We start from the raw sequence: 23755 nt of genomic DNA, 5'->3' as shown, positions 1-23755 counted from the left end.
TTATTCGCCCCAAATTATTAACTAAAAAGTGACTTCACGCCACTCCAGACACTGCTAGCCGCACTGCTAACTGTTTTACCTGCACTTCGTACCACCGCTTTAGCCGCAGAAGCGACTTTCTCAACGCCCTTATTGACAAAATCAGCCACTTTTTGTCCGGCTTGTTCACCAACATAACCACCAACCGCCGTCCCTAATGCCGTACCAACGGGACCGAAAATACTCCCAATCATTCCGCCAATCGTAGCCCCGACCTTATTACCCACTGTCCGGCAAGTGGTATCGACCACCGCCTTGACCCTAGCCGCTGTCCGATCAATCAAATACTCGACGGCTGCTATCGGATCAAGCTCACCCGTTGCCAACTTATGCGCAACTTTAACGCCCGTTAAGCCTTTATCAACAATCGCTGCCATTTCCACGGTGGACACGTTACTCAGCGCATCCGGCAACAACTGTTTTTTCTTGGCAATTTCTACCGCAGTCACCACCACTTTCTTAAAGTTGCTATCCGTGGCATCGCCCAAGCCAGACGCAAAATACGCTGCCGCCGCTGTATTTTCCTTGTCACCATGCACTTGGATGGTTTCTAACGCCATCGCATTCAGCAACGCATTGACCTTGATGTCTTCACGCAGCTCCAATCCAAACACATTCTTGTTTAAGTCGGCAAAGCCTTTAGCGACCACATCTGTCGCCTGATTCGTACCTGCCGCACCGTCTGACAAGGTATTCAGCAAAGCATGGTTATTGGCATTCATCGCCGTGCGCACCGCATCCGCGACTTGATCTTGCTCGGCTTGCGGCAAATGCCCAACGGCTGCCTGCAAACCGTCACGCAGCCAAATATCCAGTGACAACCCCTTTTGCTTGTACGCTTGGATGTCTTGGTATGCCGCGTCAATCGCATCAATCGTGTCACAAATGTCCGCAAGCGTTGCCTTCACCTCTTCATCAGAAGCGTAAGCCTGCGAAGCCGTCAGCGTTTGATAGATGAAATCATGGGTGGTGGCTTGAGTGGTGGCGTATTGAGCCAAAACTTCAGCAACACGGTCAGCCGCTGCTGGGGGTAAAGAAGAAAATACCGTTTTTTGCATGGCAATAACTCAAATCTGCTCAATGAAGATGATTAAATAGATTTATATTTTGCCACATGGTTGTTATTTATTCACCATAAAACATCACTTCCACATCACTTGAAAATACTGTTGTGCTATCATCTGTTAGCACAATTTCAGAAGGACAACACTATGCAAACCTTCACCATCCGCGATTTACGCGAACATACTGGCGAACTCAGCCGTACCGCCGAGCAAGGGCAATTGGCGTTAGTGACCCGTCACGGGCAACCGTTATTTGTCAGCGTTCCCTTTAGCGACACCCTGTTAGCGTTTGGCGTACACGTCGCGCTTGCTACCCACCTGTTCCAATCCAACAGCATGAGCTTGGGTAAATCAGCCAAATTGGCACGGATGTCCATCGCAGAATTTACGGAACACGTCAGCCGCTTAGGCATTCCCGTGGTGAATTACGATCCGGCGGAATTGGATCAAGAACTCGCCTACTTGAACGCATGAAACGCATCATTGTCGCTGACACCAGCCCATTGATTGCGCTGGCAAAACTGCAACAACTCACGTTGTTGGGCAGTGCATTTGCCAGTGTACATATCCCGCTTACTGTATTAAGTGAAGCCACCCGTGATCTGCAACGCCCTGATGCACGCCTGATTCGGGACTTTGCTACCGAACATTTGATTGTGCATGACGATGCCGACAATGATTTTTGCGCCCAATTGCGCCAAACATTGGATGAAGGCGAAGTGCAAGCCCTGCATCTAGCGCGTCAACTGCATTGCGGTGTCCTCATGGATGAACAGATGGGGCGGCACGTCGCCCAAAGCTACCAAATTCCCGTGGTAGGTGTGCTGGGCGTGTTACTCAACGCCAAACAATCAGGCGCAATTCCCGCTCTTGCCCCCCTTATCCGTGCCTTGCAAGCACACGAATACCGCTTATCAAACGTCTTGGTACAAAAAGTGTTGCTGGTAGCAGGTGAAGGTTAAGCCTTTCATGACCATCGTGTGAAAAATTATCGAGGCTGACGGTTCGCTTTACCCACGCAACCTTGTAAGATACCCGCACCTTTAGTGTTCAAAATAAAAGCGAGTGCATCCATGCTCCACGCTCACCTTTCCCCAGGGCCGCTACCGTCGCGTATGCAATTGACCAAAGACGGCAAGTTGAAACACTTTCTGACTATCGAAGGTTTGCCGCCGCTATCTCAAAATGTCTGCACAGTTGGGCATCCTAAGTTTCTCGAAGGCTATTGCTGCTTCGGGCGCTAAGATGCCGGTGTCATTAGAAAAGAACTGACCTAATCCGCCGTTCATAATTTCGGATTAAGCCCAATGTGACGAGAATAGGATTTTCTGTTTCTCTGTTGCTTCAGCAAATTGGCGTATGAACGTCTCGTCTCCGTCGTAGATGCTAATTCTGTCCCATACAGGCTCGACAAATTTCCAATATTCATCACTCATAGAATAGAGCTTCCTTGGGTGCTAACGTTACGGTAAGGGGCACGCCGCTCACTAAGCTTAAACGAAGCCACCGAACCTTGATAGAAAACAAAACTTCAAAACCGCCAACGGGCGGCACGTCCCTTTGACCGATTTGTTAGGCTAGACAGTAACGCCAGAGCTAAATTACTACCTATCATTCCACCATTGATATGCTTTGTAACCAACAAAACCAACAGTCGCAACACCTGCTACTATTAATAAAGGGGTGGCAACAGCAGCTAATACTGTTGTGGTCATTGTACCCATTACTGTGGTACTCGCAACTGTACCCGCTTCCGCTGCAATTACAGCAACTCCACCAGCCATACCTGCACCGCCAGTGGCTAAAGTACCTCCTCCAGCCGCTGCTAGTGTTGTAGCTAAAGCAGGTACAGTTGAAGCTGTTCCGAGAGTTGCTGCTACAGTGGAACCCGCTGCTGCTCCACCTGCTAGAGTAGCCGCAGTTGCAGTGGCAGCTATGCCACCAGATACACTACCACCTGTTGCTATCATTGCAGAACCAACCGCAGCCACATTAGCTGCTGAGCCTAGAGCTGTAGTAACTGCTGCTGTAGTAGCCACGGCGGCAGCTTCAGCCGCTGTCGTTACGCCAACAGCAGCGACTATACCGTTACCCACACTAGCGGCAGCCGTGAGACCAGCACCGACTTTAGCAGCGGTAGCAATTTTGTCCTCATCTTCATCGTTTTTGTAGATTTCTTTACTCATTTTTATTGCTCCTGAGTCTTTCAACAATCAAACAGCCTAACGTCAAATCTGACGGGCGCGGCGGGGAGTAGAAATTAATAATCGCGGGCTGTCACCGCGTCCGTCGTCGAACCACTCGTTAGATTAACTTTTATTTTTTACAGAACTGATTAATAGAGTTATTTATGACCTCTTTGGGGATATATTCTTTAATTTCATTTTCATTTGTTGCAATAGAACCATTATTATTTCCTGATTCCCAATCAGACTCACCAGAAGAACAGTAAATATTACCATTACCCACGAAAGTATTTTTACCTTCGGCAACTAGCGTTAGATGGATATTATCAGAGCTTTTTAATGTTTTCTTATCCATTAGAGGATAAGCAATCCAATCAACCCAATAGACTCCTTCAATGTCGTCACGATAAACAAATGTTCCACCATTGATAGATGCTCCAATTTTTGGCATATCGGCAAAACTTACTGAAGTAGCCACAGTTAATAAAATTCCGCATATAGTTTTTGTAAATAAAGTAGTCATAATATCCCTTGAATGATTAAAAATAATAAACATACGTGAGTTGTCACTGCCTCCGTCATCGATTTCTTTTTAGGTTGTTTATTGTTGTGATTCTATTGTTGGCTTTTCAGAATCATGTTTTTTATTAAAAATCGTAGGCTTTAACATAAAACCAAATATAATAGACAAGAAAAATAATTTGGCTGCCATATTAATCATCATGCTTGCGTGTAAATCACTTGGTAAATTCAATGAAAATAAGTAAGCTATTGTTAGGGTTATAGATGCTGCAAATATAATAAACACAATAAGTAACTTGATGAAAATTATTATAGAGGTTTTCTTAATCGAGCAGAGATTTGGCTTTATACTTAATGATCTATAAATTTTTTTCCCTGTATATATGCCAAAAGCAATTGATATAAACACACCCATACTTAATATAAAATCAAATTGGTTGTTTTTTCCTAATTCAATTTGAGCTACTTGCGTCAAAAAATCAATTATTCCTTGAAAAGCTAAAGTTGCATATAAGCCAATCACTATAGAAACTATAGCCACTAAAAACTTTAATAGTGTAATCATATTTTTCCTTGAATTCTAACAGTTTATTAGGCAGCGTTCTGCACTATCAGTTTATTAAACGGCGTTCAGAAATATCAAGATAGCCAGCCTGCGCTCAATTGCTGAAAACCCGCAGTCCATCTGGTTCGCCAAGTCTTCCGTATAGCCTGAAATTGTCATAACCCTCACTCCTTAAGAATGTCCCCAATGAACGTGATCTTAACAAACTTCGTGTAGCCAAAAAGTGAGCACTATCACAAGAATCGCTTTTAATGATCATTAAAAGCCCTCTTATTTTTTTCTTGCAATCAAAATAATCGCGTAATAGGATTGCACCATCAGCCTGAAAGCGGCTGATCGGGATTGGAACCCCGTCTATCTACAAGCGCACAAGCCGCACTAAGCGGTTTTTTTGTGTCCGAATGTTTTATACTGACGGCGCAGATAGTCCTATGTGGGGCTGTGCGGGGCAGCTTCACGGCTGGTCGGTATCTTGTAGACCGATAGTTCCAACCCCGTACAGTTCCCGCCACCTCCGATTGGAACCGGAAGGCGGGTAGACACCTAAACTACAGGACATCTATCATGCAATATGCATCCCCAGCCGAACCCGGCAGGCAGGTTATCGACCTGCTCAACACCCTCGAAAACGCCGCCGACCAACTCACCCACGAACTAGACATTGAAGCAATCCGTGGAGGTGCAGCATGAGCCTAGCCCGCGACTGGATCGGCGCAGCACTCGCCGCTGACCTCACCCAAAACCAACTCAAAGCATTCCTCGCCCTGTTTCACCAAACCCTCTGCTACGGCAAAGAAGCCGACGCACTCACCGACAAACGCCTCAGCAAACTCGCAGGCGTTCGCATAGACCGCCTAAAAACCGCCGTAGACACCCTCGTCGAAAAAGGCATCATAGACGTATCAGAACACTGCATATTTAACGCCGAGTACCGAATCCCCGAAGACCTGCTCTACGCCAACGGGCACGCTTTTTTTGTACCCAGCCTTCCGAAAATCGGCATGGATTTCCGAAAAACGGAAGAAGCTTCCGAAAATCGGGCACATACCACTAATACCTTTACCGCTAACAACCTTACCCCTACAACGACGGAAGCCAGCCTGTCGTCGATTTTTGAGATTGAAGAAGAACTCCAATACCCCGAAACCTTTGGCAAACCAGAGAAAGCCCGTGCAGCCATCATTCTCGACAGCCTCAGCCCGAAAGTTGCCAACGACTGCCTGCTCCTGCTCAACCAAGCCATGCAACAAGGCATGGTCAAAGCCCCTCACGGCTACCTCTACCGCCTCACCGAAAAAGCTCGCAACGGCACACTCGACACCACCGGGCTAAGAGCAACCACGCAAGCCACCGAACAAAAAATCGAAAACAACCACCGCCACCAGCTCAAAGCCATCGCCGACGAAATCAACGGCATTGACTCCCTCTATAAGCTGGCAGGCATCACCCTAGACCCCATTACTGCCACCAACCGTGCCAACCTCGTGGCAAAATACAACCAACTAGCAGGATGTCACCCATAAGCCTTATTTTGCAAAAATAACAGGCGGAACTGGCAGGTGAGGGTTAAGCCGTTTATAACGGCTGTGTGAAAAATATGAAAGGTGACAGTTCGCTTTAAGAGCGCAACCTTGTAAGATACCCGCACCTTTAGTGTTCAAAATAAAAGCGAGTGCATCCATGCTCCACGCTCACCTTTCCCCAGGGCCGCTACCGTCGCGTATGCAATTGACCAAAGACGGCAAGTTGAAACACTTTCTGACTATCGAAGGTTTGCCGCCGCTATTGTTGGAAGAGATCCTTGACCGTGCCGAACAATTTGTCACCTTGCCGAATAAACAGCAGAAAAAAGCCCCCCTGCTGCGCGGCAAAACGGTCATGAACCTGTTTTTCGAGAACTCCACCCGTACCCGTGTGACGTTTGAAATCGCCGCACAACGGCTGGGTGCAGATGTCACCAACCTCGACATTCGCACCTCGTCGGCATCCAAAGGCGAAACCTTGCTGGATACGGTGCGCAATCTGGAAGCGATGAACGCCGATATGTTCGTGGTGCGCCATGAACATGCGGGCGCGGCGCATTTCATTGCCCGCTACTGCGCACCGCACATCAGCGTGCTGAACGCGGGCGATGGGCGGCATTCGCACCCCACCCAAGCGATGTTGGATATGTTCACCATCCGCCAGAAAAAGGGCAGTTTCCAGCCTTTGAAAGTGGCAATTGTGGGCGATGTGTTGCATTCGCGGGTAGCACGTTCGCAAATTCACGCCCTGACCACGTTAGCAACCGGCGAAGTGCGCGTGGTTGCCCCGAAAACGCTCGTGCCTGCGGGCATCGAAAAAATGGGCGTGAACGTATTCCACCACATGGAAGAAGGCATTGAGGATGTGGATGTGGTGATTATGCTGCGCCTGCAACGCGAACGGATGCAGACTGCGCTGCTGCCCTCCGAACGCGAATTTTTCAAACTCTACGGCTTGACTGAAGCCCGCCTGAAACACGCTAAGCCCGACGCGATTGTGATGCACCCCGGCCCGATTAATCGCGGCGTGGAAATTGATTCACGGGTCGCCGATGGAATGCAGTCGGTAATTTTGGAACAAGTCACCAACGGCATTGCGGTGCGCATGGCGGTGATGTCGATGATTATGGGGCCACAAGGGGGTGCGGCATGAGTTTGTTGATACGCAACGCACGGGTGGTTGACCCCGCCAGCGGCTTGGATGGGCAGCGCACGTTGTTGATTGACGGCGGGCGGATTGCGGCAATTGCCGAAACGTCCGCCGCGTTTGTTGCCGATGAGGAAATCAATGCCAAGGGGTTGTGGGTATTTCCCGGTGCAATTGATTTGTCCGCGTGGCTACGTGAGCCGGGGTTGGATCAGAAAGCGACGTTGGCAAGTGAAACCTTCGCTGCCGCTACCAGTGGCATTACCACCCTGTGTTACCAGCCGGAACCGCGTGCCAGCTTTGACAATGCCGCGCAGGTGAAGCTGATTTACGATTTGAATCGCCGTTCGCAATACGCCAATGTCGAAGTATTGGGCAATTTGACCCAAGGGCTGAAAGGCGAACAACTGAGCAATATGGCGAGTCTGAAACGCGCCGGTTGCGTGGGGGTGAGCAATGGGCTGCAACCGTTTCATAGCTTGCAAACCTTGCGCCGGGCGATGGAGTATGCCGCCACGCACGACCTCACGGTGTTCATTTACCCTTTGGAACATGCGCTGGCAGCGGGTGGTTATATGCACGAAGGTGAGGTGTCGGCACGTTTAGGGTTGCCCGCGATTCCTTCGGCGGCGGAAACCGTGGCGGTGGCACAAACCTTGGCACTTGCCAGCCATACGGGGGCGAAGGTGCATTTTTGCCGCTTATCGGCGCGTTTGAGTGTGCGCTTGGTGCGTCAAGCCAAGGCAAGCGACCTTGAGATTACTGCCGATGTCGCCGCGCACCAATTGTTCTTGACCGATCGCGATGTCAGCGATTTCAACCCGCTGTGCCATGTGATGCCGCCGTTGCGCTCTACCCGCGATTTGGAGGCACTGCGCGAAGGGCTGGCGGATGGCACGATTGACGCGATTTGTTCCGACCATCAGCCGCACGAAGTCGATGCCAAACTTGCGCCATTTCAGCAAACCGAACCGGGGATTTCGGCGCTGGAAACCTTGTTGCCGCTGACTTTGCGACTGGTGGAGGATGGCGTACTGAGCTTGTCGGAAGCCTTGCGCAAAGTGACGATTGCCCCTGCCAGCATTATTGGCAGCGAAGCGGGGGAAATCAGCGTGGGCGCTCCGGCGGATTTGGTGTTGTTTGACCCGGCTGCGTTGTGGGAGCTGGATTTGAACCACATGCACAGCAGCGGGCAGAATTCGCCGTTTGGGGGCTGGAATTTTAACGGTGCGGTGAAACGCACGTTATTGGCAGGAAAGACTGTTTTTAGTGTGTAAGTGAATAAGCGGCATATTTTTCACAACAAATGGTCGATTTCGCACTAGAATTAAGTGATAGAAACCTGCGCCCGTGTCTAACTTTGTAGGCAGATTTTGGTCTATCAGATAATACGACAGGCGAATAACATTTGGGGAACGACACCATGCCACAAACCACCGCTGCGGATAACCGCGCCATTGTCAAAGCCAAAATTCAGGAAATGAATAATTTGGCAAAAGACGCTGATACCAAAATGCGCGAAGCGTTGCAAGCCCGCAATCAAGCTTCCGCCAACCTGTGGCGCGAGCGGCGTGATAATTACAATGCCGAATCCAAGCGCCTCACCGATTGGCTGAATGCGCCGCCCGTTGTAGCCCCTAGCATGACGCCCGCCGAAATTCGCAAGCGCCTCAATGAGTTGCCTTATAAAATCCAATACGCCAATAAAATGCTGACGGAATACCAACGGGTTAATAATGCAGCAAAAATCAACGAATGGGCGCGAGAATTGCAAAACCTCGAAGCCGAACAAACCCGCTTGCTGGCAATGAACGTGGGGGCTGCACCCGTACCTACTACGCCAGCAAGACCTGTTCCCGCCCCAGTACCTATTCCACCTGCACCAACGCCCGCACCTACGCCACCGGCATCCAGTGGGAATGATTTCATTATCACCGTGGCAGATACGTTTAACACCAGTGGCAACCAAGATTACGCGCATAACGCCATTCTCAAAGAATTGCTGGAAGGTAAATACAGCGCTGCTAAGATTCCGGCCACTGACAGCAAAGCCGCTGCTTACAAGATTATTCGCGACAATAATAGCGCTCCATTGTATTGGATTCGCAATCAAACCCAAGCGCAAGACTTATACAACCGCTTGCCGCTGATCAGCGATGCCGAAAAACGCCGTTTTCCGCGTCTCAATTTGAATGGGCGACGCACGGGGCAGGCATTTTTTATTCGCGATTTTATGCAAATCAACAGCCAAGGCAATTTGACGATTGGCGATTTGGTCGCGGTGGATGACACGGTATATTCCAGTTTTGCTCAGGATTTTGACAAGCTGGTGAACAATATCAATGCCTATCAGCAACAGCGCGGGCGCACGCACCGCGTCTTTCCGTTTTTACGCATGGCACACCGCGATGCGTTTCAATTGATTCCTGACCGTACAGCGGATGGAATTGACCGTTTTGGTGGCGCAGTCATGAGCAATGTCAGCGTTTCCGGCAATCTGCTGTATTCCGATGGGGCATTGCAAGGCATCTTTGCCAGTGATGGCGCGTTTCGCAATTTGCACATCCGCAATAATCATTTGCAGATCGGTGGGCAACACACGATTTCGATTAACGGCATGTTAAGCGGGTCGATCATGGGCAATACGGATATTCAGAACCAGCCACTGGCAGCCGACAAGATTGCGTTGTATCCTTTGCGACTCGGTGGTGGTGCTAATATTTACGTCATTGGCTTCAAGAATAAGTCATCACTTAGCCCGACCGATGGTCGCTATTATCAGTACGACGCGATTTTAGGCGTGCCGCCCGCGTGCGATTTCCGGCGGCAGGTGCAAGCGCGGGGGCGCTGTTACCGTGAGGTGGATATGCTGGAATTGCATACCCTACTCAAGCGGCAAAACCCGCAAACGCCCGCTCAATGGCAGGCGCTGATGGATACTTTGGTACAACAGGGCTTTGCGCAAGCTGCCTAATCACAGGATTATCACGGAGGATAACCAACCCAATGGTGTACAACACAACAATCTTAAGCCGCTTATTGCTTGTTATCGGCTGCTGTTTGAGCGCTGCCAGCAGCGCCGCTCCCGATGAACCGGCAGTCAAGCTGAGTAATAATTGGTACAAAGCGGCCTTTGACACCCGTTTCCCACCAGCCATGCCCGCGTTGCCTGCCGCGAATGGGTGGGTGGTGTTGTACAAAAACAAAGCCGACTTAATGGGGGAGCAATACGATGACGTGTTCCGCCCCGTAAGCTCGGCCTTGAACGCGGCTTTATCAGCCGATAGCACCGTGAACCCGTTCCGCAAGCGTTACCCGGCTTTCTATACCCCCGCCAATAACCGCAAGCGTTTGGATTGCCCAGTGCTGGGGGTTTCCTTTGAACTGGATGATAAGCCCACCACACAGGAATGGGTGATCGCGTTTTCCGCCATGCAATGCTTGAGTGATGACGAAAGCGCCAAGCTGCGCCAAGGCGATACCGAACCGCATCAGTGGGTGTTGCAAAAAGCCGCCAACGGTAAGTATCGCGTTTTAGCAGAAGGCGATGGCAGTTTGCACGTACTGAATCACCAAAAGGAACAAGGGTACAAAGAAATTCGCACCCGCTTGGTGCTCAAACGCGCGTTTCCCAACGATGAATTGCAATGTGGTGGCGCAGAATTTACGTGGCGCTACCGCAATCAAGGTTATTACCTCGCGGCGACCGAAATCATGGCGCAAGATTGCCAGCCGCTGTATTTCCCAGAACTCAGCAGCGAAGCTTGGCAACAGGCGTATAACGAATACGCTCGCCGCGCCAAAGTATTGGTAGACCAATGGGTGAAATAAATTAGCGCTACAAGTCAATGCCCGGTTGCGCTTTAATGCCGTCGCGGTAAGCGTGTTTTACATCGGTAATGTCCGACACGGTGTCGGCGAAATCGCGTAAGGTTTCGCTGGCGGCTCGCCCTGTGACCACCACGTGTTGCATGGGCGGGCGAGCGCCGATGGTATCCAGCACCTGATCCGCATCCAGATAGCCGTAATTGAGCAAATACGTCAGCTCATCCAATACCACCAAATCGTAACTGGCGTCGGTCAACATGGCTTGTGCCACTGCCCAGCCGCGTTCCGAGGTCGCAATGTCTTGTTCGCGGTTTTGGGTTTCCCAGGTAAAACCGTCGCCCAATACGTGCCATTCGCAGCGAGCTTGTTTCCCAAAAAACGCCTCTTCGCCGGTGTCGGTACGGCTTTTGAGGAATTGGCAGACACCTACTTTCATGCCATGCCCCAAGGAGCGCCCCACCATGCCAAATGCGGAGCTGGATTTGCCTTTGCCATTGCCGGTCAACACCAGTAACAAGCCTTTTTCTTGGTCAGCATTGGCGATGTTGGCGTCGATAATGGCTTTTTTGCGTGCCATGCGCAGTTGGTGGCGGGTGTTTTTATCGGTGTCAGTCATCGGTTCGTCTCGGTTCAAAGGGGGAAGCTACGCGATAATAGCCGCTTTGATCTCGCTCGGCAGTTTCATACGTTTTATGTGTTGGAACAGCGCTTCGGCTTCGGGGTATTGGCGGCGCAAATAGGTGAACCATTGCTTGATGAAACTCGCGGCGTATTGCGGGGCGCGGGCTTCTAATTCGGTAGAATAGCGCATCACCAGGGGCAGCACTTGCGCCCATGACAGCGGCGTATACGCTTCACCGGCTAATCGCGCCCGAATCGCCAGTGCCAAATCGGGGAAACTTAATGCGCCACGCCCCAACATTAAATCCGCACAGCCGCTGTCGGTTTGGGCTTGAATGGCATCCGCCACTGACCAGATTTCACCGTTGGCAATCACCGGCAGGCGCAAATGCGGTTTGACCGTGCCGATTTCTGCCCAATACGCGGGGGGCAAATAACCGTGTTGCTTGGTGCGGGCGTGGATGCACAATTCGGTTGCCCCCGCTGCTTGGACGCCGTGAGTAATGTCTGCCAGCAAGCTGCTGTCTTTGAAGCCGAGGCGGATTTTAGCTGTGACCGGGATTTGCGGGCTGACCGCCGCCCGCACCGCTTGCACAATGTCATGCACGCGCTGCGGTTCGCGCAATAACACTGAACCGCCATCGCTTTTGTTCACGGTTTTGGAGGGGCAGCCGAAATTGATGTCGATGCCGGGTGCGCCCAAACGCTCCAGTATCTGCGCATTCAACGCCATGTACAGCGGATCACCGCCGAGGAGTTGCACATACACCGGCGTTCCGGCGGGCGTTTTACCACCCGTGTGCAATTCGGGACAAGCGCGGTAAAACACCCGCGTGGGCAATTGCCGATCGACCACCCGCACAAACTCGGTCACGCAACGGTCGTAACCGCCGACACGGGTAAGCAAGTCGCGCATGGTGTGATCCATCACGCCCTCCATTGGGGCGAGGATTAGGCGCACGCGACTATACCGTGGTTTTCACACCGGTCACTTGCTTAATCGCGATATGCAGCAAGGCCGCAACCGTCAGGTACATGCTGGTCACATACAAACCGTGCGGTGCATACTTCACCACTTGCGCCACAAACCCGTTCACACTAATGTCGGTGAATGTACCAGAAAAGGCGTAAAAACTGCCATTGGAAATGATTTCCGTCAGCGCAAACCCGACCAAGACCGCCAGCATCAACTTGCTTAGGGATACCCAGTTTTCACCGTGATACTGACCCGTAAACCAACGCCCGGCAGCAAACATCGCGCCATAAGCCGGAACCAGTGCAATATACGCTTGCGACACACAGAAATTGCTGACGCCAAGCTGACTCGTTGCAACGTAATCAATCGCTACCGCCATTGCCATGAATACCCCAAACGCCAATAGATTGCGCAGGTAAAAGCCAGCAAGGAAAAAGACCGCCCAAGACGCATCCAGCAAGTGATCGCTCACATGAGCGCGGGTGACAAGCATGACCAGCAGCAAAATACCGCCAGCCAGCCATTGATTTTTTGTAGAAAGTGCAAACATTGTCGTAGCTCCTGATAGCCTTTATACCCTTTAGGGACGACCCAGTAAGAGGATGGGTTTAACGCCCATTAAAATGAGCGCACCTAAACAGCGTTGCAAACTACGGGATTAACCCAGCACTGTCAAATCGAGTTTATGGCATCCGCATGAACCGCAAAGGGCAGGTAATACACTCGCGTTTCCACGCTACCATCGGCTAATAGCGCAATATCACGCCATGCCGGTTTGGTGTGGTCGAATTCGATATTTTTGCGCACGGGTTTCATTTGTACGCAGGTGGCGGGCGTGCCGTGAACCGCGACAATGCGTCCATCGGCATATTCGTGCTTGCCATTGAATTCTTGGTGAATATGCCCGTTAAACACCACTTTGACTTGCGGGAAATGCTCAATCAGATTCCAAAAGTAGGTTTTCTGTTGCAAGCCCATGACATCCATCCACTCGCTGTCTATCGGTACGGGGTGGTGGTGCATGAAAATAGCGGCGAAGTGATTTTCAGGAAGTGTCATCAGTTGCTGCTCAAAACGCTCGAATTGCGCTTCGGTCAAGCGCCCGTCGGGTTTGCCATCGGCATGAGTATCCAGCAATAATAAATGCCACAACCCTACCGTAACGTGTTCCGGCATGGTGACATTGCCGTTGAGATTTTCCTGCATCATTTGCGGAATATCGTGATTACCGGGGATGGTGTAAACCGGTAATGGAAAAGTATTAAGCAAAGCATTGATGCGCTGATAAGTGGCAGGAATTTCTTCCTGTGCTAAGTCACCCGTCAATAACAAGGCACTATAGCCTTGTGCCTCAGCGCTTAAATGTGCCAGCATTGCCCGTAACGACAAGTTGGGATAAATGGGCATGTCTGTCCACGTCAAACGGCTGTCATCACTGGCGTAGCAGTGACTGTCTGTCACTTGAAATAGACGCACGGCATCAGGTGTTTTATTCATCTTTATAGCCCCTCACGAGCCTGTTTCTTAGCATAACTGACCACATAACAACATCTTATAATTATTTTCAATGCGTTGGCTAGTTTCTTTTTTGGGTAACAATATTCGCTAATCGCGATCGTTAACACTAGCCACATCCTATTCATTACATTCATTATATTGTACTTTACTGCAAATGAGACTAATCGACACACACTGCCACTTTGATGAGCCTGATTTTGCCGACGACCGGTCATTATTAGTAGATAAAATGAGCACGCTCGGCGTTAGCGACCTTATTTTTCCAGCCGTTAGCGCCAACCATTGGCCACGATTGCGTGATATTTGCACTATGTCGCCGCGTTTTCATGCAACCTATGGGTTACACCCTGTGTACCTTGCCGAGCATACCCCCGCTGACAGTGTGTCATTGCGCCACTGGCTGGAGCAGGAACAACCCGTCGCGATTGGCGAATGTGGGTTGGATTTTTACCTGCCTGAGCTGGACGTAGTGCAACAAGAAACCCTATTTATCGCCCACTTAATATTAGCCCGCGAATTCGAGCTGCCCCTCATTATCCATGCTCGCCGTTCGCTTGACTGTGTTCTCAAACACATTCGACGCTTTTCTAATAAAAAAAATTTAGGTGGGGTCATTCACAGTTTTGCAGGCAGTCAACAGCAAGCGGATACGCTCATCAAATTAGGGTTTTATTTGGGGGTGGGCGGCACAGTGACGTATCCTCGCGCTCAGCGGCTGCGGCAGGTACTTGCGAATGTGCCGTTGGAAAGGCTCTTACTAGAAACGGATGCGCCCGATCAGCCTGACAGTGCTTGGCGTGGCAAACGCAATGACCCCACCCGTTTGCCGGTGATTGCGGCAAGTTTGGCGGAATTGCGGGGCGAGAGCCTTGAGCACATTGCTGAAGTGACCACCGCGAATGCGTTACACTTGTTCAAACTGCAACACGAGATTTTATGAAATACTTTTTTCCAGCCCTGATGGTATTCGTCATCCTTGCCGGGGTGAGTCTGACGCTGACGCCCTATATTGCGGAACAATTTTTTCCAGCATCCAAAACCACGTTGCGGGTCGCTGACCCCGAACGCGCCAAGCAAGCGCTTGCCGATTGGTTTGGCACCACGCCTGCTAACGTGACCGACGTGCAAGCCAGCAACCAAAGCGCCGCGCAAGGCAATACTTCATGGTTTATGTTTGGAACGGAACGCACGGGGGTTGAATATTTCATCCGTCAGAATAACCTGAAGCAACAAAACCTCAGCCCAGAAATCCTACAAAATACCTTCATGACACAGCAACCTCCAGCCCCTTGGTGGCAACCGGCGGCATTAGAGCGTGAAACGTGTTTTATTGGCAGCGCTGAAGGCCGTGAAATTGGTTTGATTTACCATGCAGAGTTGAAAAAAGGCTTCCTGATTGTGCGTACTCACCAGAAACCTGCCAAGTTTTGAGTCAGCACAAGGCACGCGCGTTCTGTACCCAGCCTTCTGGTGGCTGGTAGCGTTCGGTGCCGATAATGCGTTGAATATGCTGCATATCATCCGTGGTAAATTCAGCCACTTGGCGGTAGGTGACAATTCCTAACGCCTTTAAGTGGCTGGCTAATTGTTGGCTAATGCCTTGAATTCGGGTCAGATCGTCGTACCTGCCTGCCAGGGGTGGTGGCATATCGGTTATTGATGCGCAAAGTGATTCCGCTGTTAAGGGGGAAGTTTGTATTGTTACCAATGCTTGTTGATGACGCTGCCATTCCCGCCGTTCATCAGCCAAGATTTTTTCTTGCTGGTGGTATTGTTCCAGCAAGACTTGGTATTCCCGCCGGGTTTTTTCCAAGGTTTTCCTGAGTTCTAGGAATTCACCGTATTCGCTTTCCGCTGGTGGTGTGCCGATTTTGCGTAAGACTTTTTCCAATTGGCGAGTTTTACTGCGCAGATACGCATTGTCGGCGGTCGCATCCTGATAGTTGCGCCGCAAGCCCGCCAATTCGGTGAGGCACTGCGCTGATTCACGTGCATAGTGCCATTTTGCCACCCAACCGCCCACCCATACGCCGATCAACAGCGCAACGCTCAGCAATAACACCATGTGGAGAGCGAGATAAAACATCTTGGCTATTGCTCCAACACAGTAATGTCAATCCGCCGATTGCGCGTCGACTCGGCAGTACTTTGCTCGACGATGGGGCGGGTAGAACCGTAGCCCTTGGCACGCACTTGTTTGGCCTCAATGCCTTGCGATAATAAGTAATTGCGGATCACTTCGGCACGCGCTTGACTGACCGTCAAATTGCCTAACGCGGTGCCTTCATGGTCGGTGTGCGCGGATACTTCAATGATCATGGCAGGCTGTTGGCGCAATTCCACCAGCACTTGCTCCAAGGCGGCGACGGCGTTGTTGTTTAATTCTGCTCTGGAATACTCGAATTGAATCGCGCTTAAGTCGATTTTCTCGATAGGGTAGCGTTTGGGCGGCGTATACAAACCGGGCATGGGTAGGGGGGGAACCTCCACATTATCCACTTGTGCGGAAGCCGTGCTGACAGGAATCAGACGGTTTTCAACGTGACGTACCCCATAAACACTGCTGACGATTTGCGCTAAGCGTTGCCCCTCGGTTTCACCCGCAATGGTTCCGGTTAAAACACCGTCACGCCCATTAAAATGAACCAAATGCGTAGGCAGACCGGATTCTGCTAAGGCTTGGCGGGTACGTTGCAATAAATCCGTTTCAATTGCCGGTTGCTGTACCAGTAAACTCAACAGGGTTAAGACCGTGACCGCTACTAACGCCAATAATGCAGCAAACGGCATGACTTGCTGTTTGCTCACGGTGAACGCAGAAAAAGCCATTCGACACTCCCAATGTATTACTCGAACCATAGAATATAGACCAATGGTTGAGCCTTGAGAGTAGAAGCATCGCGATATATTCGCCAGTGACAGCAGGACAGAGGGGGATAAGCGGCAGACTAGCAGGATAAGCTGCTAATTTATAAAGACTAGCGGTTTAATCACGTAATGAAAGATAAAATCTCACGGGCTTCTTGGCGTTGCTGTTCACCGCCTTCGACCAAGACATCTTGCAAAATATCAGCCGCTCCGACGGAATCCCGTAAATCCAAATACGCACGGGCAATGTCAAGCTTGAGCGCCGCATCCGGGTTTTCATCCACGGCTGGCATGACACTGACCGTCGCTGGCACATCAGCCATTACGGGTGTTGATACCTCCGGCTGCTTATCAGGGGCTGTCATTACCGGCATGGCGGGTTCGACTGCTACCGCACTAGCAACGGCGGCTGGCACGGTTTCACGTTTGCGCCGTAATAACCAAAGCAGCGGCAAGGTCAACAGTGCCAATAATCCCAGTAAGATCCACGGTAAATTGCCTGAACCCTTGGCCTTGGTTTCCGCAACCGCTGCGGCTGCACGAATCTGTTGCAGATCGTTCTGCAATACTTCGTTCTCACGCTTGGTTATCGCCAGTTGTTCTTCCAAGGTGGTATTGGCAGCTTTGCTCGCGGCTAAGGCGGTTTCGGCCTCATCTAAGCGCTGTTGCAAGGTATTATCAACAGGAACTGGAACAGGAGTAGGTGCGGTGCTGGCAGCGGGAGATTTACCGGTCGCTGCGTCATTCACCATTTCCTGTAAGGCTGTATTTTCCTCTTCAAGTATGGTGATGGTTTCTTCGAGTTCCGTGACCTGTGCTGTTAACGCTTGCAGTTTTTCTTGAAGGGCTGGGTCGACACCAGCAGCCTCGGCAGGTTTGGGTGCGGGCGGTTTTAGATCAGGGATGTCAGCAGGGTCGGGTAATTGAAGTGTTTTGCCGACGATCAGGCTGTTAATATTTTCAGTGCGAAAAGCCTGCGGGTTACGCTTGAGGATTTCCCGCATAATCGCTTGACGGTTCCCATAATCGGGGTATTTTTCCGCGACGATCTTACCCAAGCTGTTGCCGGGCTTGATTTCCCAGGTACTATCCGCCGCGAAGACTGTGCCAGACCAACACATGCCTGCCAGTGACACAGGCAGCAACACCTGCAACAAACGGGTGCGTACCAATGCGTGAAAATGGGTCAGTTTTTTCATGGTTAGTTAACCAGTGTATCCATCAGGTCAATCATAAATTCGGTATCTTCCTGTTCCTGTATTTCCCAGCCTTGCAAACCCATGCTGGCTAGGACACCTTGGCCTTTAAGGTCAGTATTCATGGCGGGCAACAGGCGGCGTAACTGTTGATGCTGTTCCTGCAAACGCGGGCTTGCCAACAATACATGGCGAATCACGTGTATTTCGCTGCGAATCAATTCACGCAACTGGCGCTGAATCATGCCGGAAAGTGTTTGAAATGCATCCCGCAGAAAAAATCCAACGTCTGCTTGACCTTGCAATAAGCGTTTAGCCACTAACACATAGGTATCCACCGTGTGCGTCTGGACATTTTGAGCCGACAAATCCGCAGGCTCCAACATAATCATCGCAATCAGGTTCACATCTGGGTCATCGGTTGCTGCAATCCGAATACCGGGCGTTAAATCTTCAATACGTTGCACAGGCGAATCAACCGCCACCGCAATAATCGCCTCATCCGACTTGTGCAACGGTGTCGCAATGGCAGTAAAGCCTTTTTCGCGTACCAACATTGCTGCATCAAAGGGGTTGGCGTAAATCAGGTCGATGCCATCGTTCTGAATCACTGCCCGTTGGCTGGCGAAATCATCAAACAAACTCACGTGGATCGGCACACCCAATTGGCGTTGCAACCACGTATTAAAAATATACCAACCGGCAATCTGAGCGGGTGGAAAGTCGGGGCTGACGGTCATGACATAAGGCTGCATTTCAGACCTCCGCTTGCTTTAATTGAGCGTAATACGCAATGCAGGCATCAACTTGGGTACGCGACGGCTTACGCCTTACCGAGGTACAACTGACTGCATTCCCCGCTCGCACATTGAGGATAATGGTGGCATACACCCAATAATAACGCCCATCTTTGCATAAATTTTTAACATAGCCATGCCATTTTTCGCCTCGCGCTACGGTTTCCCATGCATCCTTAAAAATGGCTTTCGGCATATCAGGATGTCGCAAAATGTAATGTGGCTGCCCAATCAATTCCGCTTCGGTATACCCAGACATTTCCACAAATGCCTGATTACAATGGGTAATAATGCCCCGCAGATCCGTGCGCGAAACAATCAACTTACCTTCTGGAAAAGGCGTTTCCTCATCTTTAACCAAAACACAACGCGAATTGCCATCGTAATAGCATAGCCGATGTTCTGTATAAGATTCCCTCACGTCCTTGTTTGTCATATCTTCCATCGCATCACTCCGTGTTGGCTTCCCGCAGTCTGAGACGGCACTGTGATAGACCGCCTTGCATTGATTGAGACAACTTTATTATTGTGACATTGAGCGTAGCTACTAGATGATTTTGCCGATGTTTTCAGCGGCACGCTTCACATCCAGGAAAATCAAGCCAAGGCGGGCATTCGGTTTTGCCAATACCGTCACCACCGCTTCATTACCCGCGTGTGTCATCAGAATGTAGCCTCTCGCACCTTTGATCAGCACTTGTTCCAATGCACCACGTGCTAATTCTTCCGCCGTCCGGTCGCCCAGTGACAACATAGCGGCACTCATCGCACCCACCCGGTCTTCATCCATACCACCAGGCAACATAGAAGCCATCATCAAGCCATCCGTCGACAAAACCGCAGACGCTTCGATGTCCGCAGACGAACCGTTCAGGTCACTAAGAATGGAGTTCAGCATTTCAGAGCGCATGTCGTTTTTTCTCCTTGGTTATCAATAGTTAATTCAATTTATACAGGTATTTCAGTATTGCCGTAACGCATTTCCAGCGCCCACACCAACCGTTTAAAATGTGGCTGGTTGAATTGGGGAATGCCACCAATAATCAGAGTAAACCTGTTCTGACCAATATACAGCGGCCAAAAACCGACTTCACTGTTACCACTCGCATCCACCAGACCCCATGCCCGTTGGCGATAGCCCAGATTGCCGTGCAACAATTCTTTGTGGCGGGCATACACCGCCGTCAAGTTAGCACTCAATGCTGCCAGCTCTTCCGCTGCTTCATGGGTAAAACCGGCACTGCCTAAATACAGCCCCCGGCTTTCTGCCAAAATTGCTTTACCTTCGTCAGACAGGGTACGCAACAACTTGGGCAATAAACGCTCTAAGGTTTCGTCTGGCGCAGATTCGCTTTGTTCCTGCCCCACAATCATCCCCGCTTCCTGCATCCAGTGGACAAACTCCAAGGCACGCTTTTTCTTGTAGCCACTTAGCTCACAGGCAACATCAACCGTAAACAGCGGGGTAACAGCTTCCTGAAACAAGCGGTGCAAAAACAACCGCCCTGATTCGGCGGCATTGTCCTGTACCGCATAGTAAGTACCCGCTGGGGTAACACCCAGATGCAAGTTTTCTGTGAGTATGTACTCGCTCATCAGTTAGTCACTCCCGGATCCAATGAGAACAACAGCGCCTGAATTAGCATGGTGACATCTTTGTGACTACGCGCATCCACCTCAAAGACCGGCGCTTGCAATGACAGCGATTCCAGATAGCGGCGGTATTCGGGCAACCCCGGCTGGCGGTGTAAATCCATGCGCGTTACCCCCACCACCATTTGCTGCTTTTCGATAAAATCACGGAAAGCATTGGTGTAAAAACGGATGTCTTGAAACGGATCTTTGCGGGTATTATCCAATAGCAAGATCAAGCCGATCCCGCCCTTGGTGAGAATATCCCACATGAAATCAAAGCGTTCCTGACCGGGTGTGCCATACAAATGCACGCGCTCGTTGTCGCTTAAACGAATCAAACCATAATCCATTGCCACGGTGGTTTGCGGCTTGCGACTTTTGGTCATGTCCGAAGCATATTCGTCGGTCGCGACCGGCTTTATATCACTGATGGCGGCAATAGCGGTGGTCTTGCCTGCACCAACCGGGCCGGTAAAAATAATTTTGCGGTTAATCATTTTGCTCATAAAGCTACTTCGTCCCCCCTCCCAACAAACGCTTCAATAAGCGCGAGAAGAAGCCCCGGTTTTCTTGCTTCGGCTGCTCTTTTTCCCGGCTTTTGAGTTTGTTCTGATCCATTTCAAACAGGTTAAGTGCATTGGCTGCCGTGTGGAATGCAAACACATAGCGTTGCGGAATAGCCAAGGCGTTAGCAATATCCAGTGAGCTTGCCGGGCGTTGGTTCCACAAAGCCGCGATGCGCATAATGTGGGGGAACTGCTCAAGGCGCGTCAGGTTGGGCCAGTATTTCAAAGAAATGGTCTGCTCAATCTCAACACCACGTCCTAAGCGGCCTCGTGCCGTCAGCAAACTGCTTACCCACACAAAGGCTTCCAGATCCAACAAGGCATCAGCATTCTGCATAGCGTGCTGTTCCAAGCCTTCAAGTTCTGCACTGTTGGGTATATGTAGCGCAATTTGACCCGTTTGTACGGGATTATTGCACAAGACGCGGAATTCTTCTGACCGGGTGTCCAATGTGCAGTAGGCAAGCCCCTGTTGCGGCATCAATAATGCGTAATCTTGTGGTGATAACTTGAGATAAACGGTTTGTTGTGTGTCTCTGGCGACGCGAATCGCTTCTAAAATCGTACTCAATACGTAATTTTCAGGGGTAAACAATGCCACGTCAGCCGCTGACTGCACGTCGTCCTGTTCACCGCACAGCGCTTTCCAGCGATTTTCTGCCTCTTCTTGCGACAGCGAATCATCAACGGGGCGGTCAACCTCTTCCAAGGGAATATCCGCTTCCGCCGGGTCAAACACGGTAATAGGAATATCTGCCTCCGGCATGGCAGGTGCGGCTTCCTCTTCAGGCTCTTCGTCGTCGGGTAAATTAATTATCAGCGAACGCAATTTTCTGTCCGAGCGCTCCGTGTGCGTCGGTATCCCAAACGGTTGTGGCAGGTCGCGAAAATGCACTTCCGCCTGCTTCACTGCGGGTTTTTCCGCTGCAACTTGGGTTGTGGAATTGACGGAAGGGCGCTGTGCCTTGTCGCTCTCTGGCGTTAAATTAGCCGCCAGTTCTTGCACCCTGTCAGCCGCATCGGTTAAGGCGCGTGATGTTAAGGGTTTGGGAATCCAGATGCAGTTTGGCAATTCAGCCGGGTGTACCGACAAAATAATGCCGGGTTTGCGTAGCGCTGCCCGTTGTTGCCAATCTTCCTTGGCATCAGGGTGATCGTGATCCAGAATAAAAGCTTCTGCCTCTGCTTCTGGCACGACGCGAAATAAATTACGCCCCGCACCTGAGAAAAAAAACTCAAGTATCGCTCGGTTGTGCGGGCTAATTGCCAATAGCGCAACTTTCAAGGGGCCTGTTTTAGAATGTTTCAGCATAAATCCAGCCTGCTTATCGTTATTTTTTTACCATTGTTCGGATTCCTGCTGCTTCTCTAGCCACAGGGCAGAAACCTCACGCCCCGCCTCCTGCATCTGCTTTACCATCGTATTCAGCCCATCCTTGCTGCGCGTGTACTGATAAATGTTCACAAGCTCCTGCTCCATTGCCTCGTCGGTGTTGCCTGCGAGAACCTCGGCTTCTAACAACTCGCGGGCGGTATCAATCTGACCATACTCCAAACAGGCGAAAACTTCTTCCATCACGTTAGAATATTGGGCGATTTCTTGCACACGTTCCTGTTTCAACAGTTTGATCACGGAGGCTTCCTGCCCCGTAGACAAAACAGAACCTTCTCGCCATTGTTGGTGTTCGCTGTGGTGAGCTGCGGAATCTTCCAACCATTGCTGGAAAAATAGCTCATCTGATCGGCTTAAATCATCTTTCACCAAGTGAAATAAGCGTTCACGTAAGAGCGAACCGGCGTTGTCTAAGGCTAGAAATAGATCCTGAAGGCTGCCTGCCAGGCGGCTGCGTAGCGATTCGTGCTGTGCCAACAGGATGCGTTGCGTGTGTGCGCGTAAATCGTGCGGGTAACGGCGAATGTGGTGAGATAAAAAACGCCACACACCCAAAAAATCGTGGTGCTGATGCAACCGGAGCTGACGCTCAGACGCAAGACTAAAGACCAAGGGCAATTCCGGCGGGGGCTGGGTTTTCCCGCTGCGCAACAATTTTCCTAACATAATTTCAGAGTCACACCAAACACTCAACAGTGGTTTATAGTATATTCTATCAGGATACTAGAAGACATTTTAATCATAGTCTATAAGCAGCGCGGAAAAATGTTTTTCTGATGAAAGGTGAAGCTCTCTGGTGGCATGATGCTGCTACAATAGGGCAGTCTGGTGATTTAAGGCAAGAGGACGCCGATGTTTTACCTAACAATACAAATTGCTTTTTTGTTGGCTCTAGCTATTGCAAGCGGATTAGCGATTGGGTGGTGGGCTGGCAATAAAACGGCTCAATCACACACATTAACTCAGGAAACGGCCGATAATCCTTTTGATGCGCGGTTTCGCTTGGAACAGTGTCACCGTGACAATGCCACGTTGCGCCGCGATCTGAAAGAAGCGGAGGAACGTGCTGAAAAATTAACGGCACGCTTGGAAAACAGCACGCAACAGGACGATGACGTCTTGGAGCGCTTGGAAACTTATGAAATCCGCATACAAGCCTTGTTAGAGGACTTGCAAATGCGGGATGACACGCTTGCCGTGTTGGAAGATGAGCTGGAACAAATGCGGGCGCGTGGCAATAACACATGATGTTTCGCCAGACACCTGCTAGTATCCTTGGCCTAATTACTTTGTTTTGACGAACTCAATAAA

31 protein-coding genes are annotated in these 23755 nt (G+C 50.5%); 11 read left to right on the top strand and 20 right to left on the bottom strand.

The features are described 5' to 3' along the window. Positions 1-17: 17 nt before the first annotated feature. Positions 18-1097 (bottom strand): hypothetical protein, encoded by a 1080-nt coding sequence (locus tag HMY34_RS09335; protein WP_202718968.1) that lies wholly within the window; start codon positions 1095-1097, stop codon positions 18-20. Between the two features lie 153 nt (positions 1098-1250). Here HMY34_RS09335 and HMY34_RS09330 point away from each other — a divergent pair, with 153 nt between their 5' ends. Further along, entirely contained in the window at positions 1251-1577 is a 327-nt protein-coding gene (locus HMY34_RS09330) for a UPF0175 family protein (RefSeq protein WP_202718967.1), read from the top strand. After that, a complete protein-coding gene (locus HMY34_RS09325) occupies positions 1574-2065 on the top strand; it encodes a PIN domain-containing protein (RefSeq protein WP_202718966.1) in 492 nt (163 codons plus the stop codon). The genes HMY34_RS09330 and HMY34_RS09325 overlap by 4 nt, the downstream gene beginning before the upstream one ends. Before the next feature lie 213 nt (positions 2066-2278). Here HMY34_RS09325 and HMY34_RS20555 read toward each other — a convergent pair whose 3' ends face one another. From HMY34_RS20555 to HMY34_RS09300, 4 genes are all read right to left on the bottom strand, one after another. After that, positions 2279-2392 carry a DMP19 family protein gene (locus HMY34_RS20555; RefSeq protein WP_202718965.1) on the bottom strand — a complete coding sequence of 38 codons (114 nt, stop codon included), beginning with the start codon at positions 2390-2392 and terminating at the stop codon, positions 2279-2281. A 315-nt stretch (positions 2393-2707) separates the two neighbouring features. After that, positions 2708-3289, bottom strand: coding sequence for a hypothetical protein (locus HMY34_RS09310; RefSeq protein ID WP_202718964.1), 582 nt, complete (start codon positions 3287-3289; stop codon positions 2708-2710). Positions 3290-3419: 130 nt separating this feature from the next. Continuing rightward, on the bottom strand, positions 3420-3812 hold the full coding sequence (locus tag HMY34_RS09305; protein WP_202718963.1) for a hypothetical protein: 393 nt from the start codon (positions 3810-3812) through the stop codon (positions 3420-3422). A gap of 78 nt (positions 3813-3890) precedes the next feature. Continuing rightward, positions 3891-4376: a hypothetical protein gene (locus HMY34_RS09300; protein WP_202718962.1), complete on the bottom strand. Its 486-nt coding sequence runs from the start codon at positions 4374-4376 to the stop codon at positions 3891-3893. Between the two features lie 564 nt (positions 4377-4940). Between HMY34_RS09300 and HMY34_RS20375 the strand changes: the two genes are divergently transcribed. Together HMY34_RS20375 and HMY34_RS09295 are read left to right on the top strand one after the other, a co-directional pair. Next, on the top strand, positions 4941-5066 hold the full coding sequence (locus HMY34_RS20375) for a hypothetical protein (protein ID WP_266096955.1): 126 nt from the start codon (positions 4941-4943) through the stop codon (positions 5064-5066). Then, positions 5063-5899, top strand: a complete 837-nt coding sequence (locus HMY34_RS09295; RefSeq protein ID WP_202718961.1) for a replication protein — start codon at positions 5063-5065, stop codon at positions 5897-5899. The genes HMY34_RS20375 and HMY34_RS09295 overlap by 4 nt, the downstream gene beginning before the upstream one ends. A 3-nt stretch (positions 5900-5902) precedes the next feature. Here HMY34_RS09295 and HMY34_RS09290 read toward each other — a convergent pair whose 3' ends face one another. Beyond that, complete coding sequence (locus HMY34_RS09290; RefSeq protein WP_202718960.1) at positions 5903-6058, bottom strand: hypothetical protein; 156 nt, start codon at positions 6056-6058, stop codon at positions 5903-5905. On the opposite strand from HMY34_RS09290, the gene HMY34_RS09285 reads away from it, so the two are divergent. From HMY34_RS09285 to HMY34_RS09270, 4 genes are all read left to right on the top strand, one after another. Further along, a complete protein-coding gene (locus HMY34_RS09285; protein WP_202718959.1) occupies positions 6057-7052 on the top strand; it encodes an aspartate carbamoyltransferase catalytic subunit in 996 nt (331 codons plus the stop codon). The two genes, HMY34_RS09290 and HMY34_RS09285, sit on opposite strands and share 2 nt — an antisense overlap. Beyond that, positions 7049-8323: a dihydroorotase gene (locus HMY34_RS09280; RefSeq protein WP_202718958.1), complete on the top strand. Its 1275-nt coding sequence runs from the start codon at positions 7049-7051 to the stop codon at positions 8321-8323. The genes HMY34_RS09285 and HMY34_RS09280 overlap by 4 nt, the downstream gene beginning before the upstream one ends. Before the next feature lie 146 nt (positions 8324-8469). After that, complete coding sequence (locus HMY34_RS09275) at positions 8470-10020, top strand: coiled-coil domain-containing protein (RefSeq protein WP_202718957.1); 1551 nt, start codon at positions 8470-8472, stop codon at positions 10018-10020. Between the two features lie 32 nt (positions 10021-10052). Beyond that, on the top strand, positions 10053-10877 hold the full coding sequence (locus tag HMY34_RS09270) for a hypothetical protein (protein WP_202718956.1): 825 nt from the start codon (positions 10053-10055) through the stop codon (positions 10875-10877). 7 nt (positions 10878-10884) lie between these two features. Here HMY34_RS09270 and cobO read toward each other — a convergent pair whose 3' ends face one another. The 4 genes from cobO to HMY34_RS09250 all read right to left on the bottom strand — a co-directional run bounded on the left by cobO (position 10885) and on the right by HMY34_RS09250 (position 13968). After that, positions 10885-11490 carry a cob(I)yrinic acid a,c-diamide adenosyltransferase gene (gene cobO, locus HMY34_RS09265; RefSeq protein ID WP_202718955.1) on the bottom strand — a complete coding sequence of 202 codons (606 nt, stop codon included), beginning with the start codon at positions 11488-11490 and terminating at the stop codon, positions 10885-10887. Positions 11491-11517: 27 nt separating this feature from the next. Beyond that, on the bottom strand, positions 11518-12435 hold the full coding sequence (locus tag HMY34_RS09260) for a tRNA dihydrouridine synthase (RefSeq protein WP_228288048.1): 918 nt from the start codon (positions 12433-12435) through the stop codon (positions 11518-11520). 25 nt (positions 12436-12460) lie between these two features. Beyond that, positions 12461-13021 carry a hypothetical protein gene (locus HMY34_RS09255; protein WP_202718953.1) on the bottom strand — a complete coding sequence of 187 codons (561 nt, stop codon included), beginning with the start codon at positions 13019-13021 and terminating at the stop codon, positions 12461-12463. Between the two features lie 122 nt (positions 13022-13143). Continuing rightward, positions 13144-13968, bottom strand: coding sequence for a metallophosphoesterase (locus HMY34_RS09250; protein WP_202718952.1), 825 nt, complete (start codon positions 13966-13968; stop codon positions 13144-13146). A gap of 175 nt (positions 13969-14143) precedes the next feature. On the opposite strand from HMY34_RS09250, the gene HMY34_RS09245 reads away from it, so the two are divergent. Then, a complete protein-coding gene (locus HMY34_RS09245; protein WP_202718951.1) occupies positions 14144-14929 on the top strand; it encodes a TatD family hydrolase in 786 nt (261 codons plus the stop codon). Beyond that, positions 14926-15420 (top strand): hypothetical protein, encoded by a 495-nt coding sequence (locus HMY34_RS09240; protein ID WP_202718950.1) that lies wholly within the window; start codon positions 14926-14928, stop codon positions 15418-15420. Before HMY34_RS09245 ends, HMY34_RS09240 begins: the two co-directional genes overlap by 4 nt. A gap of 1 nt (position 15421) precedes the next feature. Here HMY34_RS09240 and HMY34_RS09235 read toward each other — a convergent pair whose 3' ends face one another. The 10 genes from HMY34_RS09235 to HMY34_RS09190 form a co-directional block, all read right to left on the bottom strand. After that, positions 15422-16075 (bottom strand): helix-hairpin-helix domain-containing protein, encoded by a 654-nt coding sequence (locus tag HMY34_RS09235; protein ID WP_202718949.1) that lies wholly within the window; start codon positions 16073-16075, stop codon positions 15422-15424. 5 nt (positions 16076-16080) lie between these two features. Next, positions 16081-16818 carry an OmpA family protein gene (locus HMY34_RS09230; RefSeq protein ID WP_202718948.1) on the bottom strand — a complete coding sequence of 246 codons (738 nt, stop codon included), beginning with the start codon at positions 16816-16818 and terminating at the stop codon, positions 16081-16083. A gap of 161 nt (positions 16819-16979) precedes the next feature. Next, positions 16980-18056, bottom strand: a complete 1077-nt coding sequence (locus HMY34_RS09225; RefSeq protein WP_202718947.1) for a motility hub landmark protein FimV — start codon at positions 18054-18056, stop codon at positions 16980-16982. A gap of 2 nt (positions 18057-18058) precedes the next feature. Then, entirely contained in the window at positions 18059-18808 is a 750-nt protein-coding gene (locus HMY34_RS09220) for a phosphate/phosphite/phosphonate ABC transporter substrate-binding protein (RefSeq protein ID WP_202718946.1), read from the bottom strand. Position 18809: 1 nt separating this feature from the next. Next, entirely contained in the window at positions 18810-19295 is a 486-nt protein-coding gene (locus HMY34_RS09215) for a PAS domain-containing protein (RefSeq protein WP_202718945.1), read from the bottom strand. A 102-nt stretch (positions 19296-19397) separates the two neighbouring features. Further along, a complete protein-coding gene (locus HMY34_RS09210; RefSeq protein ID WP_028488505.1) occupies positions 19398-19760 on the bottom strand; it encodes a roadblock/LC7 domain-containing protein in 363 nt (120 codons plus the stop codon). Positions 19761-19798: 38 nt separating this feature from the next. After that, positions 19799-20446: a hypothetical protein gene (locus HMY34_RS09205; protein WP_202718944.1), complete on the bottom strand. Its 648-nt coding sequence runs from the start codon at positions 20444-20446 to the stop codon at positions 19799-19801. Beyond that, positions 20446-20991 carry a GTP-binding protein gene (locus HMY34_RS09200; protein ID WP_228288025.1) on the bottom strand — a complete coding sequence of 182 codons (546 nt, stop codon included), beginning with the start codon at positions 20989-20991 and terminating at the stop codon, positions 20446-20448. Before HMY34_RS09200 ends, HMY34_RS09205 begins: the two co-directional genes overlap by 1 nt. A gap of 4 nt (positions 20992-20995) precedes the next feature. Then, positions 20996-22363, bottom strand: a complete 1368-nt coding sequence (locus tag HMY34_RS09195) for a hypothetical protein (RefSeq protein WP_202718943.1) — start codon at positions 22361-22363, stop codon at positions 20996-20998. Positions 22364-22390: 27 nt separating this feature from the next. Then, positions 22391-23110, bottom strand: a complete 720-nt coding sequence (locus HMY34_RS09190; protein WP_202718942.1) for a hypothetical protein — start codon at positions 23108-23110, stop codon at positions 22391-22393. 186 nt (positions 23111-23296) lie between these two features. Between HMY34_RS09190 and HMY34_RS09185 the strand changes: the two genes are divergently transcribed. Continuing rightward, positions 23297-23692: a hypothetical protein gene (locus HMY34_RS09185; protein WP_202718941.1), complete on the top strand. Its 396-nt coding sequence runs from the start codon at positions 23297-23299 to the stop codon at positions 23690-23692. Positions 23693-23755 lie beyond the last annotated feature (63 nt).

Origin of the sequence: Thiothrix subterranea, assembly GCF_016772315.1 — a bacterium.
In the GTDB taxonomy this organism is placed as follows: Bacteria; Pseudomonadota; Gammaproteobacteria; order Thiotrichales; family Thiotrichaceae; genus Thiothrix; species Thiothrix subterranea.
Note: the sequence above shows the minus strand (reverse complement) of the source record. Positions and strands in the feature narration are given on the sequence as shown.